Source organism: Pseudomonas sp. ADAK18, from assembly GCF_012935695.1.
GTDB lineage: Bacteria > Pseudomonadota > Gammaproteobacteria > Pseudomonadales > Pseudomonadaceae > Aquipseudomonas.
The window spans coordinates 2,675,273-2,692,704 of sequence record NZ_CP052859.1 but is presented as its reverse complement, the minus strand read 5'-3'; the positions used below and the strand labels follow the sequence as shown (position 1 = coordinate 2,692,704).

The 17,432-nt window shown below is 59.3% G+C and carries 17 protein-coding genes; 8 read left to right on the top strand and 9 right to left on the bottom strand.

Features of this window, described 5'->3' with window-relative positions; genetic code table 11:
• Nucleotides 1-109: 109 nt before the first annotated feature.
• Nucleotides 110-577 (bottom strand): copper chaperone PCu(A)C, encoded by a 468-nt coding sequence (locus HKK55_RS11945; protein WP_169354866.1) that lies wholly within the window; start codon nucleotides 575-577, stop codon nucleotides 110-112.
• On the bottom strand, nucleotides 577-1,182 hold the full coding sequence (locus tag HKK55_RS11940) for an SCO family protein (protein WP_155583908.1): 606 nt from the start codon (nucleotides 1,180-1,182) through the stop codon (nucleotides 577-579). Before HKK55_RS11940 ends, HKK55_RS11945 begins: the two co-directional genes overlap by 1 nt.
• A 180-nt stretch (nucleotides 1,183-1,362) precedes the next feature.
• Between HKK55_RS11940 and HKK55_RS11935 the strand changes: the two genes are divergently transcribed.
• Complete coding sequence (locus HKK55_RS11935) at nucleotides 1,363-1,746, top strand: DUF2946 domain-containing protein (RefSeq protein WP_169354865.1); 384 nt, start codon at nucleotides 1,363-1,365, stop codon at nucleotides 1,744-1,746.
• Nucleotides 1,747-1,840: 94 nt separating this feature from the next.
• Complete coding sequence (locus HKK55_RS11930; RefSeq protein WP_169354864.1) at nucleotides 1,841-2,404, top strand: putative natural product biosynthesis protein; 564 nt, start codon at nucleotides 1,841-1,843, stop codon at nucleotides 2,402-2,404.
• Here HKK55_RS11930 and HKK55_RS11925 read toward each other — a convergent pair.
• Nucleotides 2,379-3,320, bottom strand: coding sequence for an aromatic alcohol reductase (locus HKK55_RS11925; protein WP_169354863.1), 942 nt, complete (start codon nucleotides 3,318-3,320; stop codon nucleotides 2,379-2,381). The two genes, HKK55_RS11930 and HKK55_RS11925, sit on opposite strands and share 26 nt — an antisense overlap.
• Nucleotides 3,321-3,422: 102 nt before the next feature.
• Here HKK55_RS11925 and HKK55_RS11920 point away from each other — a divergent pair, with 102 nt between their 5' ends.
• Both HKK55_RS11920 and HKK55_RS11915 read left to right on the top strand, forming a co-directional pair.
• Entirely contained in the window at nucleotides 3,423-3,854 is a 432-nt protein-coding gene (locus tag HKK55_RS11920; RefSeq protein WP_169354862.1) for a helix-turn-helix domain-containing protein, read from the top strand.
• Between the two features lie 73 nt (nucleotides 3,855-3,927).
• A complete protein-coding gene (locus HKK55_RS11915; protein WP_169354861.1) occupies nucleotides 3,928-4,134 on the top strand; it encodes a PLDc N-terminal domain-containing protein in 207 nt (68 codons plus the stop codon).
• Between the two features lie 62 nt (nucleotides 4,135-4,196).
• On the opposite strand, the gene HKK55_RS11910 is transcribed toward HKK55_RS11915, so the two are convergent.
• Both HKK55_RS11910 and HKK55_RS11905 read right to left on the bottom strand, forming a co-directional pair.
• The gene (locus tag HKK55_RS11910) at nucleotides 4,197-5,261 is read right to left on the bottom strand and encodes a D-isomer specific 2-hydroxyacid dehydrogenase family protein (protein WP_169354860.1); all 1,065 of its coding nucleotides are present in this window, start codon (nucleotides 5,259-5,261) and stop codon (nucleotides 4,197-4,199) included.
• A gap of 46 nt (nucleotides 5,262-5,307) precedes the next feature.
• Nucleotides 5,308-6,087 carry a DeoR/GlpR family DNA-binding transcription regulator gene (locus HKK55_RS11905; RefSeq protein ID WP_169354859.1) on the bottom strand — a complete coding sequence of 260 codons (780 nt, stop codon included), beginning with the start codon at nucleotides 6,085-6,087 and terminating at the stop codon, nucleotides 5,308-5,310.
• 161 nt (nucleotides 6,088-6,248) lie between these two features.
• On the opposite strand from HKK55_RS11905, the gene HKK55_RS11900 reads away from it, so the two are divergent.
• From HKK55_RS11900 to HKK55_RS11890, 3 genes are read left to right on the top strand one after another with little or no spacing between them, the layout of a single operon-like run.
• On the top strand, nucleotides 6,249-10,226 hold the full coding sequence (locus tag HKK55_RS11900; protein WP_169354858.1) for a DUF6543 domain-containing protein: 3,978 nt from the start codon (nucleotides 6,249-6,251) through the stop codon (nucleotides 10,224-10,226).
• The gene (locus HKK55_RS11895; protein WP_169354857.1) at nucleotides 10,121-10,903 is read left to right on the top strand and encodes a hypothetical protein; all 783 of its coding nucleotides are present in this window, start codon (nucleotides 10,121-10,123) and stop codon (nucleotides 10,901-10,903) included. The genes HKK55_RS11900 and HKK55_RS11895 overlap by 106 nt, the downstream gene beginning before the upstream one ends.
• A gap of 52 nt (nucleotides 10,904-10,955) precedes the next feature.
• A complete protein-coding gene (locus tag HKK55_RS11890; protein WP_169354856.1) occupies nucleotides 10,956-12,107 on the top strand; it encodes an alpha-hydroxy acid oxidase in 1,152 nt (383 codons plus the stop codon).
• Between the two features lie 188 nt (nucleotides 12,108-12,295).
• On the opposite strand, the gene HKK55_RS11885 is transcribed toward HKK55_RS11890, so the two are convergent.
• Nucleotides 12,296-13,249 (bottom strand): alpha/beta hydrolase, encoded by a 954-nt coding sequence (locus HKK55_RS11885; RefSeq protein ID WP_169354855.1) that lies wholly within the window; start codon nucleotides 13,247-13,249, stop codon nucleotides 12,296-12,298.
• 125 nt (nucleotides 13,250-13,374) lie between these two features.
• Nucleotides 13,375-14,130 (bottom strand): DeoR/GlpR family DNA-binding transcription regulator, encoded by a 756-nt coding sequence (locus HKK55_RS11880; RefSeq protein ID WP_169354854.1) that lies wholly within the window; start codon nucleotides 14,128-14,130, stop codon nucleotides 13,375-13,377.
• Between the two features lie 82 nt (nucleotides 14,131-14,212).
• Between HKK55_RS11880 and HKK55_RS11875 the strand changes: the two genes are divergently transcribed.
• Nucleotides 14,213-14,803 carry an NUDIX domain-containing protein gene (locus HKK55_RS11875; RefSeq protein ID WP_169354853.1) on the top strand — a complete coding sequence of 197 codons (591 nt, stop codon included), beginning with the start codon at nucleotides 14,213-14,215 and terminating at the stop codon, nucleotides 14,801-14,803.
• Nucleotides 14,804-14,837: 34 nt separating this feature from the next.
• Here the strand turns inward: HKK55_RS11875 and HKK55_RS11870 are convergent, their stop codons facing one another.
• Both HKK55_RS11870 and HKK55_RS11865 read right to left on the bottom strand, forming a co-directional pair.
• On the bottom strand, nucleotides 14,838-15,647 hold the full coding sequence (locus HKK55_RS11870; RefSeq protein ID WP_169354852.1) for a glycosyltransferase: 810 nt from the start codon (nucleotides 15,645-15,647) through the stop codon (nucleotides 14,838-14,840).
• A gap of 435 nt (nucleotides 15,648-16,082) precedes the next feature.
• The gene (locus HKK55_RS11865) at nucleotides 16,083-17,411 is read right to left on the bottom strand and encodes an OprD family porin (RefSeq protein WP_169354851.1); all 1,329 of its coding nucleotides are present in this window, start codon (nucleotides 17,409-17,411) and stop codon (nucleotides 16,083-16,085) included.
• Nucleotides 17,412-17,432 lie beyond the last annotated feature (21 nt).

Sequence of the window (17,432 nt, the reverse complement as noted above, 5' to 3'; positions counted from 1 at the left end):
GCTAACGAGTTGGTTTGTAGATTGAAAATATATAGAAAGTGTTGATAGCAGACGTTCTAAGTATGGCGCTTGCCCTCTGTGGCAAACGGGCAAGCGCCATCACTGCGCATCAATGCATCTTGCTGTGGTCCATACCGTTCAAGGCACGGGCCGGTGCCTTGATGTCGATGGTCTGTTTTTCGCCCTTGGCGTTTTCCACCGTCAGGGTCAGCGGCACCTGGTCGCCTTCCTTGATCTGGCCGGTCAGGTCGATCAGCATCACGTGGTAGCCCTCAGGGTCGAGCTTCACCGCTTTGCCGGCGGGCAGTGCGACGAAGTCCACCGGGCCCATGCGCATCACGTCATCCTTCATGCTCATTTCATGGATCTGCACGGTCTTGGCCACCGGTGACGCCACGCTGAGCAACTTGCTGTCGCTGTCGGCCGTGACGGTCATGAAGGCACCGCTGGACGGCTGCCCCGGTACAGTGGCGCGCACCCAGGCGTCGCTGACCTGGGTCTGGGCGCTGGCGTGGGCGGCGAGGCCCAGCAGGGAAAGGCCGAGGGCGATGCGTTTGAGGGTTTGAACGGCAGTCATTAGCAGACCTCCATAACGGTGAGCAGGTCTTCTGCGCACTCTTTGGCGTTAAGGGATGCCGACAGGCCCAGGCGCAGGTTGCCGCGGGTGTCGAACACAAAACTGGTGGCGGTGTGGGACAGGGTGTAGCTGTCGCCGGCGGGGATCTTTTCATAAAAGATCCCGAACTCCTTGGCGGCCACGGCGATTTCTTCCGGGGTGCCGTACAGCGCTTCGAAGCTGGGGTCGAAGGCCTTGACGTAGGCGTCGAGCACCTTCGGCGTATCGCGCTCCGGGTCCAGCGTGATGAAGATCACTTGCATGATCTTGCCGTCGCGACCCATGAGTTTCTTGGCCTGGGCCATCCGGGCAAGCGTCGTTGGGCAGACCGCCGGGCATTGGGTGAAGCCGAAAAACACCACCGGCATCAAGCCACGGAAGGAGCTGAGGGTGACGGATTCGCCCTCGGTGTTCTTGAGCCTGAAGGTACGGCCCATGATCTTGTCGCTCAGATCCTTGCCGTACTTGAAGTTCAGTCTGGGGCTGTTGTCACAGCCGCTCAGCAGGCCAAGGCCCAGCAGGCCCATGCCCTGGATGACTTTGCGGCGGGTGAATAACGTACTCATCAACGGTGCATCCTGTGAAGCGCCTGGGTCCCGCGAAACGTATCAATCAGGCTTTGAAAAGGAGTAAACGAGGAGGGCGCACATTCTACCAACCCTGGCCGCTCTACGTAATCTGCGACGTTCTGCCGCAGGGCAGGCCGGGCTTCATCCGCCTGGATGTTCGGTGTTAAAGTCGCCGCCATGAAACTGACCCGCCCGGACCGTTCGCTCATTGCCTGGACCTTGTATTTCTGCGTCCTGTTCAATGTGTTCGTCTGCGGTTTGGGTCATGGGCAGATGATGGGCCTGGAGCTCAATGGCCTGGGCGGGCAGTTTTGCTCGGCATTGGGCAGCAAGGCGCCTGCTTCGGACAGCGGTCTTGGCAGCCCGAGCGCCAGCAGTTGGTCGAACTTCTTCGCCTGCCCGGTCTGCTCGGCCGTGACGCTGGCAATCGTCTACCTGCTCTGCCTGGCCTGGCTGCTGAGCCTGGGGCAAACGCCGCGTCCTGGCCACGAACAGCGCAACAAGACACCTCCCCGATACCTTTGGCCTTCCGCCAACCCTCGCGCTTCCCCGGCGTTCTGACGTGTGCCCGTGGCGTCCGGTGATCAGGGCGCCTGCTGTGCGTTGCGCCGTTATTGGCGGCCAGCGTCAATCGTCACGAGTGTGAGTGTGTTCCATGGCCTATCTTCTGCCTTCAGGCGCTGCGCGTCTGGTCAGCAAGACCTCCCGCAGCCAGCCGCGCGGCGACGTGCTGCTACCGTTCCCTGATTACCCGAGCAACTCCCGTTGTTTTGTCCATCTGGATGCTCGGTTATTGCCTTACTGGCATACCTTGTTCGACGTCTGTCCGGGATTGCTCAAGCTCGATCCACCGGAGGGCTTGAACCTGTTTCGCAGCTTCATGACCTGGGCTTACCGAAACCGTGCGCCGCAAAATTGGACGTATCACTTGAGTATCTGTCGTTGGTTGCTGAGCTCCCGGTATCGAGCACAGATCGATGAAGAGACGATTGAGGTGTTCATGACTGCTGCCGCTGCGCGCTGGATCAACACTGACGACAGCCAGGCCCAGGGGCTGGTGCTTGCCTGGCAAGGGGCGCCCATCCGGATCGTCGACTGGAAGGACGCAGGATGCAGCACGGTGTTATCGGAAGAGGAGCTGCCGCCACTGCCTTGGGATTTTGCCTGGTGCCCGTTGCCCGGCAAGCGTGGGTTCAGACGCTGGTTAGCGGTGCCTTGAGGTTGTGACGGATCCACTCGGCAACGCCGGTCACGGCAATCTGCCGTTGGGCATTGAAGGTGTTGGCCGGGTCCCAGGCCACGCCTTTGCCTTGAGCGAACACCACGCGGTATTTCTTGAGGCTGTCTTCGGGCGCTTTAGACAGATCGGATTGCAACTCGGGTATCGACCAGCGCACACGCGTTACCGTGCGACCGAGCGCCGTGTCGACGGTATCCGCCAGTTGGCCGTAGGTCAGGGTATCGCCGGCGGTGTAGACCACCTGGTTGGCGATGGGCGGTTCGGCAAACACAATCTGCGCCGTCAGCCGGCCAATGTCCTTCGGTGTGGTGACGGTGACAGCGGTGTCCCAATCTCCCAGGGCATGCACGGTGTTTTGCGCCAGGTCCACCACTCCGAAGGAGGGCTCGAACAGAAAACTGGTGAACATCCCGGTGGAAACGATGATCCATTGCGTGCCGTGCTGGGCGCGCAGCAGGTCGCGCACATCCAGTTGTTCATCGAACAGGTCCTGCGCGCTGCCACGACCGATCACGTCGTAATTGACCCCAAACTGCCACGGCACAAAGCGTTTCACGCCGCCTTCGATGGCTGCGCGCGCCAGTTTGCGCTGGGTGCCGGGGCCAGCGGCAAAACCGATGCAACTGATCACCGTGTCGAACGGTGCGAACACTGCAGCGAGGTCGGTTTGAGAGTCGTTCACCAGATCGCCGGCCAGCAGCTCAATGCCCAAGGCGCGCAATTCAGCGAGGTCTTTTTGCTTGTCGGCGGCGGTGGATTGCAGTGTGGCGGGGCGTAATAAGACGGTGACCCGCACGTCGCGAGGGGCTGCCATAACGGCCACCTCTCGCAGCACAGCCATGCCGAGTTCGCCGGCGCCCAGCACGAGGATGGAAGTGTTCAGCGTCGAAGTCATAGGGTTCTCCGTTGGGGGCGGTTGCCAGGTGAAAGTCGTGTCATGCTTGCAGAATTACCAACCGCGCATAAGAAGGCACACCCGTGATACCGGGAGAACGACATGGATAACGACGAGATCATCAGGCGCTCACAAGCCGCCTGCGAAGCCCTCAGCGCCGATGACGACGGGCTTAAACGCCAAGTGCTGACCCATGCGGGAAACCGCTGGTCGTTGGGCATTGTGCATGTGCTGGGGGTTAACGGGCGCCTGCGCCATGCCGAGATCGGCCGGCGCATGGAGGGCGTCACCCAGCGCATGCTGACGCGCACATTGCGCCAGCTGGAACGCGATGGCCTGGTGCTGCGCCACGACTTTCAGGAGGTGCCGCCCAAGGTCGAGTATGAACTGTCGGGCCTGGGCAAAGAACTGCTGGTGCATATGATTCCGCTGTGGACCTGGGTGGTGGAAAACGCGGAAGGTTTCAGGCGCTCTCGGGAGCAGTTTGATCAGACCCAAGACAATGAATCGTCGTTGTCCAGCACTGGGGAATGAGCCTTTCCTGCAATTTTAATGAACCCTCATGCGTGTCTCTTGACCTAATACCTGAGACCTCAGGAGGTGAATCATGCAAATAGAATATGTCTGGATTGGCTTGGCCGTGCTGCTGGTGCTGGCGGAGCTGTGGGCGATCAACCAGGTGTTGCGCAGCAGCAGTCTCTGGGAAAACAAGGGGCTGTGGCTGGTAGTGATTATCTTCATGCCGTTGCTGGGGTTGATCCTCTGGGGTCTTTTTGGCAGGGGCGCAGCGTCGTCGGAGCACAGCAAGGGTTGAGGCCGAACCGGCAAACAGACAGGTGCCCGAGGGCGCTTGTCTTGTAAGCGGATCGGTTGATCTCAGGTCGTCGTGGCCTGGGCAAGTTCTTGGTTGAACGCGTAGATCTTGTCGACGATTTGCCTCGACGCAGCGCTGATTGCAGTGTGGGTATTACCCGCGATGTGAGGTGTCAAGACGGCGTTGGTGATGCCCACCAAGGGTGAGTTGAAGCGATCCTTTTCCAGGGCGAAGGTGTCGATGGCCACGGCTTTGATATGCCCGGGATATTGGGCCATGAACGTCGCCAACTGAGCCTCGTCGATGATGCCGCCGCGTGCGGTATTGATCAGGATCGAGCCTGGGCGCATCAGGGCAAAGGCGGGGCTCCCGAACAGGCCACGAGTGAGCGGTGTGAGTGGGGTGTGGATGGACACAATGTCAGCCTCGCCCAACAGTTGGCTGAGTGTTGCCCTTCGTTCAAGGCCAAGTTCTTGTGCCACTTGCTCGGTGAAATGCTCGGAGCCCGTAGCGATGACCCTCATGCCCAGCGCCTGGGCTTTGCGCGCCACTTCCTGGGCAATGCGCCCCGTGCCTACCAGCCCGAGGGTGAGTTCGGCAATTTCCAACGCAGGAGCGAGCGTGCCTTTTGACCATTGGCCTTTGTGGGTTTCGCTGTTGTAGTGATTGAGGTCACGGGCCAGGAACAACGCCTGGGCCAGGACGTACTCAGCCACGGCTGTCGCGTTGGAGCCCGGCGTGTTCAGAATGGCCACGTTCCTTCGAGCGGCTTCTTGCCGATCGATATGGTTAAGCCCAACGCCCGCCTGGGCGATGGCTCGCAATGGGGTCGCCAGGGCTGGTGAAGCGACGGCTTTTATCAGTTCGTCATCAAGGGGAATGTTCAACCGAGTCTTGAACGCGCTGTAACCGCCGGCTTCTACGACAGCGGCGATAAACGCCGCTCGGTCATGGCAGTTGATGTCTGTGTAGCGAATGCGTTCGCCGTAGCGTTGTTGGATGTTGTCCTTCTCGCTCAGGTAGTGAAGGTTCAGCGTGATTGATAGGCCCAGCTCAAGAAAACGATCAATTTCTTCGAACAGGAGCGCAGGGCCAGGGGCATCCAGTATCAGGGTGCGAAACGTCATCAGCATGCTCCTCTTGAAGGGAGTGACGAACATCATTTCCAGCTATTCACGCATCCGCTTGCACCACTTCGATCCCCATCTGGCGATAGCTGTCAATGCTGCCTGGGGCCACGGATTCTTCGGTGATCAATGTATGAATCCGCGAGCAAGGCGCAACGACGAAGGGTTCCGAGGCGCCCAGTTTATCGGCCAGGGTCACTGCCACGACGTGGGAAGCGCTGTCGAGCATAGCCTGTTTCACCGCGACTTCATCGTAGTGCAATGAGCTGATGCCGATCTGCGGATGCAGGGCGCAGACACCGGTGAACAACAGATCAGCCTTGATGCCCTGGATCAGCCGCACGGCTTCATGGCCGGTGGCGGCCATGGTCGCCGGATTGAGCTGGCCGCCGGCCAGAATCACCGTGATGAGCGGGTGCTCCGCCAGGGCAACCGCGATCAGTGGCGAGTTGGTCACCGCCGTCAGGGTGAGGTTGCGGGGGAGTGACTGGGCGATCTGCAAGGTGGTGGTGCCAGAGTCGAACAGCACGATCTGGCCGTCCTGCGCACGATTGGCCGCGAGCTGGGCCAGGTGTCTTTTTATCTCATTGGTTTCACTGACCCGGGTGAAGTAGTCCTTGCCAGTGTCCTTGGGGCGCGGCAAGGCACCACCGTGGACGCGCTGTAGCAGGCCGGCTGACGCCAGTTCGCCGAGGTCGCGACGGATCGTGTCTTGGGACACAGCGAAATGATCCACCAGTTCCGATGCCATGACTTTACCGTCGCGTTCCAGCAGCAGCAGGATTTTTTGTTTACGCAGAGAGGGCAGATCAATTGTGCTGTGCATGTTTATGCCTGTTAGTGCGTGTTTATGCTGGATTATACCCGTGAGTTTGCCAAAGACAATGTGTGGTTATGCAGGCTTGAACGGGGCCTAACTATCTACCCCTGAACGGTGTGGGGCACGCGTTAAGTTTTGGTGCTCACTAAAGTCAGGACCCCCCCCCGATGAGTAAGCCTCAGATAGCGCTTGAACAGATCCGCATGTCCCGCGATTACCTTGCCAAGGAGTTCGCGGGCCGTCCCAGGTTGGAGGACGTCGCCGAGTCCCTGATCAATGACTGGATCAATGACTGGTTTACAGGCTCGCTAGTGCGTGCCCATACCTTATGGATTGGCGTAATACAGCGGGCAGGCGACTCTTTGACCTACGGTCAGTTGACGTCGCTGAGCGATGCCTTGATTTCGCGCTGCATGAGCCGGCAACCGCTGAACTACACACCTAACTACCATCAAGTGTTGGTGGGGGGCACGAGCACGAGTGTCACACCGGAAAACACAGCGTTTTCGGTAGATGACCTGGAGTTCATGCTCAACTCGCTGGCGTCCGATCTGGTCCCGGCGCTCCAGGCGCGGATGGTGCAGTACTGGAATGGCATCTCTTCGCAGGACCCGTTGTCGACCCGGTGGCGCTTGGTCAGTGAGCAGCTGCGAAAGTGCTTGAAAACCGCTCGACAGATTCCACCACTCAGCGAGTCGCAGCAATTGCTGCTGAACGGAATCTACCCGAGTAAGGCGGATCGGCAACGGTTTGGAGGGCCCGACGCGTTACACATATCTCAGGTCTACGTTGCCAGTGGTGCGCAGCTTGGGCAATGGGTACCGCTGTTGGTTTTTCAAAGGCTCCAGGGGGCCAGTGTTCATGTCTACAGTCCGGCTTCGTATCTGCTCAGGCTCGACTCACTGGACCAGTTAGGAAGCTTGTTGCCACGCTACATGAGTCACTACGCGCCCGATCAAGTCCTCCAATGGACCCTCAAGGAGCCCGAAGGCGATGTTTTCGATAGTCTGGCCCAGAGTCTTCTGGAGAAGCAGTTACGGGATATATCCGTGATCGATTGGACGCAACTTCCCCGGGTCGCCAGCTATAAAAAACTGCTCAGTACCCTGACATCGCCCCTGGCTTGGTTTGATTCTGACGCTGCGCGAGAGCTTAGCGAGGAGCAACTGCCGTTGTGGTTGCAGACAGCCTCGGCGCTTGATCGCAAGACCTACGGCCATTGGCTGGCGCGGTTGGCGGATGTCCAGCAACGGGCGGCTGGGGTGGGTTTTCTCGACGGCATCGATCCGATTGATGTCTATGCCCGCAAGGCGTTGCAGCGGCAAATGGCCCTGGATCATCCCCGGGAGGTAACGGTCGATCCGGATAATTACGTACTGACTTTTGTGCGCACCCAGGGCTCCACGGTGGGGTGGACAGAAAGCGTGTCGCACACGCTGACTCAATACGCCCTGGAAAACCCGTTTATGACGCCCTATGCGCGGCTTGATATACGCAACCAGGCAGTCGCCGATGGAAGGCCTGCGAAGTGGATAACGCCCAGTTATCTCAAGCGTCTTATTAGCGCCGTGGATATTGGCAAACACTATCCAATGCTGCTCAAGGACCGGCTGATTCTCGACGCGGTCGAGGCCGATCGGCGAAGGCGACTCTTCGTTGACCAGATGAGCGTACAACTGCCGATGCAGGCCTTTGAATACATGCTGCGAGGCCACGGCGGCCTTACCCCATCCGGCTATCGGGTGATGCAGGCCATTATGCAGGCCGAAGCGACGTCGCGGGTGGTCGACGGCGAGGCGATTGTGGCGCGCCACCTGGCCTTTCTGGAGCATGCGGGCGGGTCAGTGCACCGGGCGTTTAACCTGTTTGTGATTGGCCCCCGGGATAACACCCCATTACCGCACATTCTTTATCACCCTTCGAGTGTGAATGCCCTCAGGCAATTCGACAGTCGCCAGGCATTGCTTGATGAGGTCATGCGTCCGGGCAGTGAGCTGCAGCATATTGTCCTCGACAGTATGTCCGAGCGCAGTCGGGCACTGTTCGGCAACGGCGGTTTCCGCAGCCCGAACGCAAGGCGTTTTTTGCAAGGAGATGAGTTCGAGTCAGTTACACAGCCCAGCCCCGCGTTGCTAAGTGACTTGGAAATTCCGGAGGGTTTCCTCGATGTGGTGTTCAAGGAAAACGCCATCAGCCTGTGGCGGCAGGCCGACAAGCAGTCCGCCTCCAACGAAGAGTTGCGCTGGACCGTCTTCAAGAATGATCTCTGGCAGTTGTTCAATGTGTTGTTGCCGTTGCTGCGAGGGCCGGTCGCTGTCGCGGGGTGGTTGAGCCAGATACTGGCTTCAACCCAGGCGCTCGTGACCTTGCCCCAGGATGCTGATCAGGCTGCCCGTGCGGCAGTCGTTACCGATTTGATTGCGAGCCTCTCAGGCCTGCTCACGAGCCGTGTGATGGGGCTTGATGAACGACTCGGGCTGAATGAAGCGAAACCCGAAATCAGGCACTTGCCTGAGGTAATGAGCAGTCCGGTTCACGTTCAGCTGCCGGCGGCGAGGTTCCCCTGGCGCCGTACCCTGGGCGATATCACGGCAATGGATTTTTCCTGGGCAAATGCCAATCAGCGATTGTCCACGGCCCAGTTGGCAGCGATCGAGACCTTCAAATGGCGCCCCGGTCCTGGGCAGGCGTGGCCGAATATTCCGAGCAATATTGAAAAAACGGGGACCGCCCGCGGACTGGTGCGGGTCAGTATCGGGCCGCAAAAGTGGCACCATCATGCGGTTATCGAGGGCGGGTTCTATGCCGTCAGTCTCTTTGAAGGTGAGTTGAGGGTGGTCGATCTGAAACAGCCAACGCGCTGGGGGCCTTGGCTCAAACGGGGGCGTAACGATCTGTGGCATTTCGATTTTGACATGCGGTTGCTTGGGGGCGGGCCGAAGAAGCCCGCTGCCGCTCGGCGCGAAGAGATCCGCCGCTACAACGTGGAACTTGAGCAACGTTACAACCTTTTGACCGCCCGGCTGGTGAATGCCGAGCGTGGAGTCGATGCGGCCTTCACACTCCATGAAAGTGCTCATGCATCCAACGCGCAAAAGTTTACCGATCCCCAGCGCCAGGCCATTGCCGTGCGTTATCTGAAAGAACTACAGGATGAAAATCGATGCCAGTTCGACAAAATGGACCTGCTCAAGGCAATGAACGCCAATAAACCCATGGTTGGCTATGAAACGGAGCTGATCATGCAACTTGAGAGGCACGTGGAAAATCTGCGCCAACAAATGGCTCTGCTGATTCTGGCGCGCCAGGCGGCGGGCCCGACCGAGGAGCTACGTCAGGTTTGGCTCTCGCAGCTCGACGATGAAGACTCGGCCCAGGCCCAATCCGCTCACGAGGCGATGCATGGGTACTTGATGAAAGTCGCCGGGTACAACGATCAGTTGATTGACCTGAGTATCCTGGAGTTGGCGCGCTTTGGTGAGTTGTTGAACGTGCCGGGGTTCGACTTGTCAGCGAGCCCGTTGGCGCAGGTACTGGCGCTGCCGGCAACGCCGCTGGACTGGAAGATCGTACAGTTGAAGGTCTACCAGGGGCTGGTGCTGCGCCGGCGTCCGCTCCCGGAGGAGTTCGACGACTTTGTGGACCTCAAGCGGCTAGGTGATCAGGTGCTGCTGGCGGCATGCTCACAGAAGACCTTGCAGGAGCCCGGTCTCGTCAGTCTGGAGGAGCGAGTCCAGGGGTTGGAGGGGATTCTCCAGGAGTACGCGGATGCCCAGGGATGGCTGCGTTTTTATGGTGATAGCGTGCCAGACCTGATTGACCAGGACATGGTCAGGGGGCTGCACCGCCAGATCGAGGGGGTACGCCAGGAAGCTCAGCACACATTGGCCCTGGCACTCAGGGAGCAAGCCGAAGAGCCCGCCATCAGACCGACGCCCACTGCGCTGCGGGACTCGGGCCGGCGTCTGGTACGCGACCGCAAAAATCGGATTCAGGCGGGGCGAGTGCGCCCGCAGACATCGGTGCGGCGGGCGAGATCGTGGATGTCAGCGATCCTGTCGACCATACCCCGGTCGCCAGCTTTCGCCAGAGCTCCGTCGCCGGCGAATGGGAGCAAGTTGTCGACGCACCCAGTCCGGTGGTGAGGCCTGCGCGATCATTGCGCAAGTTACAGGCAGATGCCGAGGCGCTGCTGAAGAAGGAAGCGATGGTCAGTCGCCAGGTGAGCAAAGAGGCACAGTCCTCCAACACGCCGATCAGCGCGCAAGCGCAACTGACGCACCTGGCTGAAGCGATGAACGAAGTGGCCGGAAAGATTCGTGACACGCTCATCACGCAAGGCAAAAAGCCAGATGTAACGGCAGAGCAACTGTTGGACGCTCTTGGGAACGCCTCGTCTCGTTTGGTGGAGCAGGGGAAACAGGTGCGTATCGACATTATCCTGCGCAATCCCCCTGAAGAAGCCAGGATCGATTACCTAAAAAGCCAGGGCCAGGTCGATATCTTGCTGGTGGAGGGGCGCATCAAACTCAAGCACGACAATGACTATCTGCAGGAATATGTGATTCGCGACACGTCCAGGAAGGCGGTGGCTTATGCACATTTTCATTACCCGGCCCAAGACACGCCCAACGCAAGCTACAGTGCCGCCCATCTGAAGCTGCCGGAGCAACGCTACCTGAACTTTCGCAGCCTTGCCGACATGCCCGAAAGTCGAGTGTTGGCGGTCTACTATGCGCGCATCAGCACGCGGCTGGCCGAGCCGCTCTTTCTGAGTGTCACCCAGTCGATTCCTCGTCGCAGCAGGCAGCAGTACTGGTGACACGCAGGATCGGCGGTTACTCTCTGGACTCGTTCAGGGAGAGGTGACATTGATGACGCTGATCACAACCATCGAAGACTTGCGCAAACTGGCACAAAAACGCGTACCACGAATGTTCTACGACTACGCCGATTCCGGGTCGTGGACCGAGAGTACTTACCGGGCCAATGAAAGCGACTTTGCCCGGATCAAGTTTCGCCAGCGGGTAGCGCGCGACATCGATGAGCGCTCGATCCGCGCGACGATGATCGGCCAGGACATGGCCATGCCGGTGGCCCTCGCGCCCACGGGCCTGGCCGGCATGCAGCACGCCGATGGCGAGATTCTCACCGCGCGTGCAGCGGCGGCGTTTGGTCTGCGTTACACCCTGTCGACCATGAGCATCTGCTCCCTGGAAGACATTGCTGAGCACGTTGGCAAACCCTTCTGGTTCCAGTTGTACGTGATGCGTGACCGCGCCTTTATCGAACAGTTGATCGAGCGGGCCAAGGCGGCCGGGGTGGATGCGCTGGTACTGACCCTGGACCTGCAAATCCTCGGGCAACGTCACAAGGACTTGATCAACGGCCTGTCGGCGCCCCCTAAACTCACGTTGCCCAACCTGCTGAACATCATGACCAAGCCGCGCTGGGCCTTGGGCATGCTGGGCACCAAACGCCACGGTTTCGGCAATATCGTCGGCCACGTCAAAGGCGTGGCCGACATGAGTTCCCTGTCCTCGTGGACCGCCCAGCAATTTGACCCTCGCCTGAGTTGGGCTGATGTCGAGTGGATCAAGCGCTGCTGGGGCGGTAAGTTGATCATCAAGGGCATTCTGGATGTGGAAGACGCGCGGCTCGCGGCGGACTCCGGGGCTGACGCACTGGTGGTCAGCAACCACGGCGGGCGTCAGCTCGACGGCGCGCCATCGAGCATCAGCCAGTTGCCGGCCATCGTCGAGGCGGTGGGTGAGCGCATTGAGGTGTGGCTCGATGGCGGTATCCGCAGCGGCCAGGACGTACTCAAGGCGGTAGCGTTGGGAGCCAAAGGGACGATGATTGGCAGGCCGCATCTGTATGGTCTGGGGGCTATGGGTGAGGCGGGTGTGACCAAGGCGCTGGACATTATTGCCCGTGAGCTGGATGTGTCCATGGCGCTGTGTGGGTATAACGATATTCGCCAAGTCACTCGGGATATTTTGCTGCCGGGGACTTTTCCGGGATAAAAACATCGTAAAAACGTGAAAAGAGTTGTCCACGAAAACCGTGGGTATCTCTGTGGATAACCCTGCCGGAGCCCGGCAGGGATGGCGATTTAACGTCAGGTCAATATTTGATCAACCCCTGCTGCGAGCCAGTATGGCGTGGGGTTACGCTTGACAGGCATCGGCAATATCGGTGCCGGAATGCGGGTTTACGAGTCACCGGTGGGACCTGTGGAAGGTAGGTGTGTAGGTCCGGCAACCTGAGCGGGTGCCTTGGACTTCATCAGGTTATCCAAGGCCTGGCGATAACTGCGACCTGCCAGGCTCATGCTGTTGTTATGGCTGGCGCCGGGCACCAGCAACAGGCGCTTGGGTTCCTGGGCCGCCTTGAACAGTGCTTCGCTGAAACGCGGTGGTACGTAGCGGTCATCCAGGCCATGTACCACCAGCAGCGGCATGTGGATATCGGCGATCTTGTCGATGGAGTCGAACTTCTGCGACAGCAACCAGCGCACCGGTAGGGAGGTGTTGGCGACCGCCGTGGCAGCATCGGCCAGGGAGGTGAAGGTGGACTCGATCACCAACCCTCGTACTGGGGCAGGCACGTGATTGTCAGCGGCCTGCTTGCCCAGCTCCGCCGCCAGGTCGATGGCCACTGCGCCGCCGAGGGAGTGGCCATAGATCAGGCGCTTATTGGGATCAGGTTGCAGCAGCTTGAAGCGTTCCCAGGCGACGCGAGCGTCCTCGTAGACACTGGCTTCCGACGGCAAATCGCCGTGGCTTTGGCCGAATCCACGGTAGTCGATGGCCAGCACCGAGAAGCCCAGGGCGTGCAGTTGTTCAATGCGGAATAACTGACCGGTGAGGTTCCAGCGCACACCATGCAGGTAAAGAATCGCCGGCGCGTTTTTCTTCTCGGCCGGCCACCACCAGCCATGAATGTTTTGCCCTGACTTGAAGCTGGCGGGTTTGAGTTCGAACTCCTGCACGCTCCGTGGCAGGCCGCTGTACCAACTGGCGGTGCCGGGCTCGATGCGAAACACCAATTCCCGTTCTTTGTGTTGAAGCACTGCGCAACCTACTGGCAAACCAATAATCAAGACAGCCATGCACAGCAGGGGAAACCAGCGAAGGCCGAAGCGGGAGAGAAGACGTGAGGGCATGGAGGTTCCAAGGTGCAAGCGGAGCACGGGTTTTAACAGAAGCCCTGGTCATGCAGGAAATATTTCGACAGCCGTCATCCAGGATTGCTTGCAAAGTGTTTCAGCAGCAGGAAAGCAAAGGGATATCAGGCCAAATAGAGCGAGATACCCTGCTTTTCATAGGGTTCTCGCAGTGCGGGGGAAGTGCTGGCCAACAGCACAATCGCACTGATGCTGGCCAATTCGACTACCTGATACGGCGATGCGGTGGTCAGCTTCTCCGAGGTTGCCAGAACGATGGTTTCCGCTGCCGCCTGGCACAAGGCTCGCTTGATCACGGCCTCCTCAAAGTCGCCGGTCGATAAGCCAGCGGTGGGATGCACACTGCATACACCCATGAAATACAGGTCTGCCCTTACCCGACCGATCGCTTCCAGCGTTGCCGCACCTACACCCACCTGGGAGTGCCGGAAAAGTCGGCCGCCCAGCATGATCACTTCGATCTCTGAATGATCTACCAGTGCCATGGCAATGGACGGGCTATGAGTGATCACAGTGGCCTTCAAGTCCGTCGGTAGATGATGTGCCAATTGCAGGCAGGTGGTACCGCCATCGATAAACACCACTTGGCCGGGTTGCACCAACTGCGCAGCCGCTCGGCCGATGGCGATTTTTTCTTCGGGGACCAGGTGTTCACGCACGGTGAAATCGGCGATTGCCGGCGAGGCGGGCAGTGCTCCGCCGTGAACCCGCAGCAGCAAGCCCTCCTTGGCCATTTCCCGCAGGTCGCGCCGAATGGTGTCCTCCGACACGGCAAGCGTGCAGCTCAACTCCTTGGCCACCAATCGGCCTTCCTGGCGCAATAAATCCATGAGGTATTGCTTGCGTTGACGGGTTAGCATTGGCTGCTCTCTGCACGCTTTTTCTTGACTGTGCACGATTTTGCACGACATGCTGAATAACACAAGACAAAAAGGCCCCGTCATGGAAAACAGCCCCGTTCGTATCACTGGCGAAGAAACCCTCTCCGACAACTGGTACGTGCTGAAGAAATACAGCTTTGACCTGCGTCGCCGCGACGGCAGCTGGCAGGCCCAGACCCGGGAGGTCTACGATCGTGGCAACGGCGCGACCATTCTGTTGTACAACCGTGAGCAGCGCACGGTCCTGCTGATCCGCCAGTTCCGCATGCCGACTTTCGTCAACGGTTACGATGGTTATCTGGTCGAGGCTGCGGCGGGCTTGCTGGACAATGCCAGCCCCGAAGAACGCATTCGCCTGGAGGCGGAGGAAGAGACCGGCTACCGGGTAAGTCATGTCGAGAAGATCTACTCGGCCTTTATGAGCCCCGGCTCAGTGACTGAGCGAATTCACTTCTTTATCGGTGAATACCGGCCAGGTGATCGGGTGGGCGACGGTGGTGGACTGGAAGAAGAGGGCGAGGATATCGAGGTGCTGGAGCTGGGATTTGACGAGGCGATTGCGCAGGTTGCCGACGGCACGATTGTCGACGGCAAGACCATCATGTTGCTGCAGTATCTGGAGCTGCGCTTGCTCAAGGGCGACTTCCTGTAAGGCCGCAGGCCCGGCCTGCCTACCTTTGCGTGCTTCAGTGAACCCAGGACGGCTGCTTGGCTAACGCGGTAAGGGCGGTCAGCCGCTTGTACATTTTGCTGCGCCGGTGATTACCGGCATAGCCGCCCATGGCCGCTACCGTTCCGCTCTGGATATGGTCCAGGTAACGGAAAATCGTGCGCGGGGATAGAAAGTCGATCCGGTAGCCCAAGGCGCTCATGCGGTCCTGCAGTTCGTAGCCGGGGTTACGGTCGTCCATTTGAAAGCGCAGCCCGTGCTGTTTGATCAGCCGGACATTCCACAGGGTGCAAAAGCTCTTCAAGTGGGTTTCCTTGAAGGGTTTCGGTTCCCTGGCGTTCAGGCCCATCGCCCGCAGGCTGCGACGGGTGTAGTGCTTGAGGAAACGCGAACCCAGGCGCCATGCGGTTCTGAGTGGGCCCCGATTGAGTTGCTCCAGGCAACCGACGGCGGCCACTTCTTGCGGGCCCTTGCAGCGTTCGAGCATTCGGGTGAACACACTGGGGTCGTAGATGAAGGTGTCGGTGTGCAGCACAAACAGGTATTCGGTCTCAACCTGTTCCAGCGCACAGTCCAGGGCTTTGCCATGGGCCATGCTGCCCGCTTCCGGGCCCACGCTCTTGCGCTCGATCAACTGGATACCTTGGCGGGTACGCAGGAATTCGGTGCTGGCGTCACACGAGTCGTTGTCCACCACAAAAATCGGTACGCCACTGTGTTGCAGGCCTTCTTGCAGCAGATCAAGGCACATTCTGGTCAATTCCAGGGATTTGTAATTGACCAGGGCGATACTGAAGTTGGCTTGGGGAGAGAGGGCGCGGGTCATGATGGGTCGAGCCTCGGGCAGGAGTGATTTATATGCGTGCAAGGCCTGCTGGTCGGGGCTTGACCTCAGGCTTGGGCACATCCTGGCTGAGGGAGGGTGGCGGTTCGTTCTCCGGTAGATAAACTTTCTGACAGGGTTGTTTCAGGCCTGCGTTGTGGCTCGTTTTTAAACCTGACGAGAACTGTTGATGCGGTTATCCCGATTTTTGTCGGAATGGGCGGCAGGGGTGGTGATGTGTTTGTACGGGGTGAGTTGGCGCGTCACGTTTGGCCAGGATGAAGATCCAGCCAGCGAAGTGAAACCCTTGTGGGAGCTGTCGAGCCCCGGCGAGGCTGCGATGACGTCGGCACAGCAAACATTGATGCAGCCTGACCCACCGCTATCGCAGCCTCACCGGGGCTCGACAGCTCCTACAGTTGATCTTCACCAGCCCATTCAGAAAATATTCAACGGATACTCAGTAATCAGACGCGTCTGCACCAGATGTCCCCCGGTGGAAGCATCGCCATCGTGCCAAGCCTCCCGCAGGTGAAAGGTCAGCTTCTTGGCCGGACCGCTCTGAACCACGTATTTCACCTCGGCATCGGTTTCGTGCTCTTGGTCGTTGGCCCCATAAACCCCAGCGTAGGCCGAGTTGCTCGCCGTATGCGTACCGTCGATGCCAGAACCGCGAATATGGCGGGCCATGAAGCTCAGGCCAGGGGCACCGAAGGTGCTCATGTCCAGGTCATAACGCATCTGCCAGGACTTCTCGCCCGGGCCGTTGAAGTCGGAGTACTGCACTGAGTCAGCGAGGTTGATCGAGTTACCGTAGCGTCCGGCGCCGACCCCGGCATTGGTATCCCCAAAGCCGACATAGTCGAACGGCTCATCACCATGGATCTTCTGCCCGGCCAAGGTGAAGGTTTGCGCGCCCAGGGTGTAGGCAGCCGACAGCGAGGCGGCGGTGGTGTCGATGGTACCGGCCTTGGCGCTGCCGTCGTCCAGGGTGCGGTAGAGGTTGAAGTCCAGCGCGACGGATTGGTCGACGCTCAACGGATGAACGAGGTTCAAGTTGACGTAGTACTGATTCCAGACATCTTCCAGGTGCGCTCCGTAAAGCGACGCGGTGAACTCTTTGCTGAACTGATACTTGCCACCTGCGAAGCTGGCCGATGGCGCTTCCACACCGGCATAACTGGCGAGAATGTCGCCGCTGCGCGACGTGGTGGTGTTGCCGGTACCAGAGGTGTAATGGCCGGCCTCCAGGTTCAGTCCGGCGATTTCATGGCTGTCGATCTGAAAGCCTGTTGCGGTCTGTGGCATCAGGTAATTGTCGGCGGTGGCAAATACCGGTGCCGTGGGCTGCAGGTCACCGGCCTTGAGCGTGGTATTGGAAATGCGGAACTTGATGTCGCCGCCGGCTTTTGCATAGCCGTGATCTGGATTGCCATTGGCGTCGGATGGAATGTTCGGGCCACCGGCACGGTCGCTGCTCCCGTCGAGGCGCAATGCGAGGTCGGCAAATGCATCAACGCCGACACCGATGGTGCCCTGGGTAAAGCCCGAACTGAAGGTCGCCATCAGCGCCTGGCTCCAGTCACGGGTGTGGGTGCCGCTGCCGTTCTGGTTCCAGAACATATTGCGGTTGAGGATATTTAAACTGCTGTCTGCGACAAATCCCTTGGAGTCGGACTGATCGCTGGCATAGCTCATGGCCGGCATGGCAAATGCCAGCGCCACGGCCAAGGTATTGAGCTGAAGTGCCGGGTGGCGTTTTTTCATTATTGTTGCTCCAGTGCACGA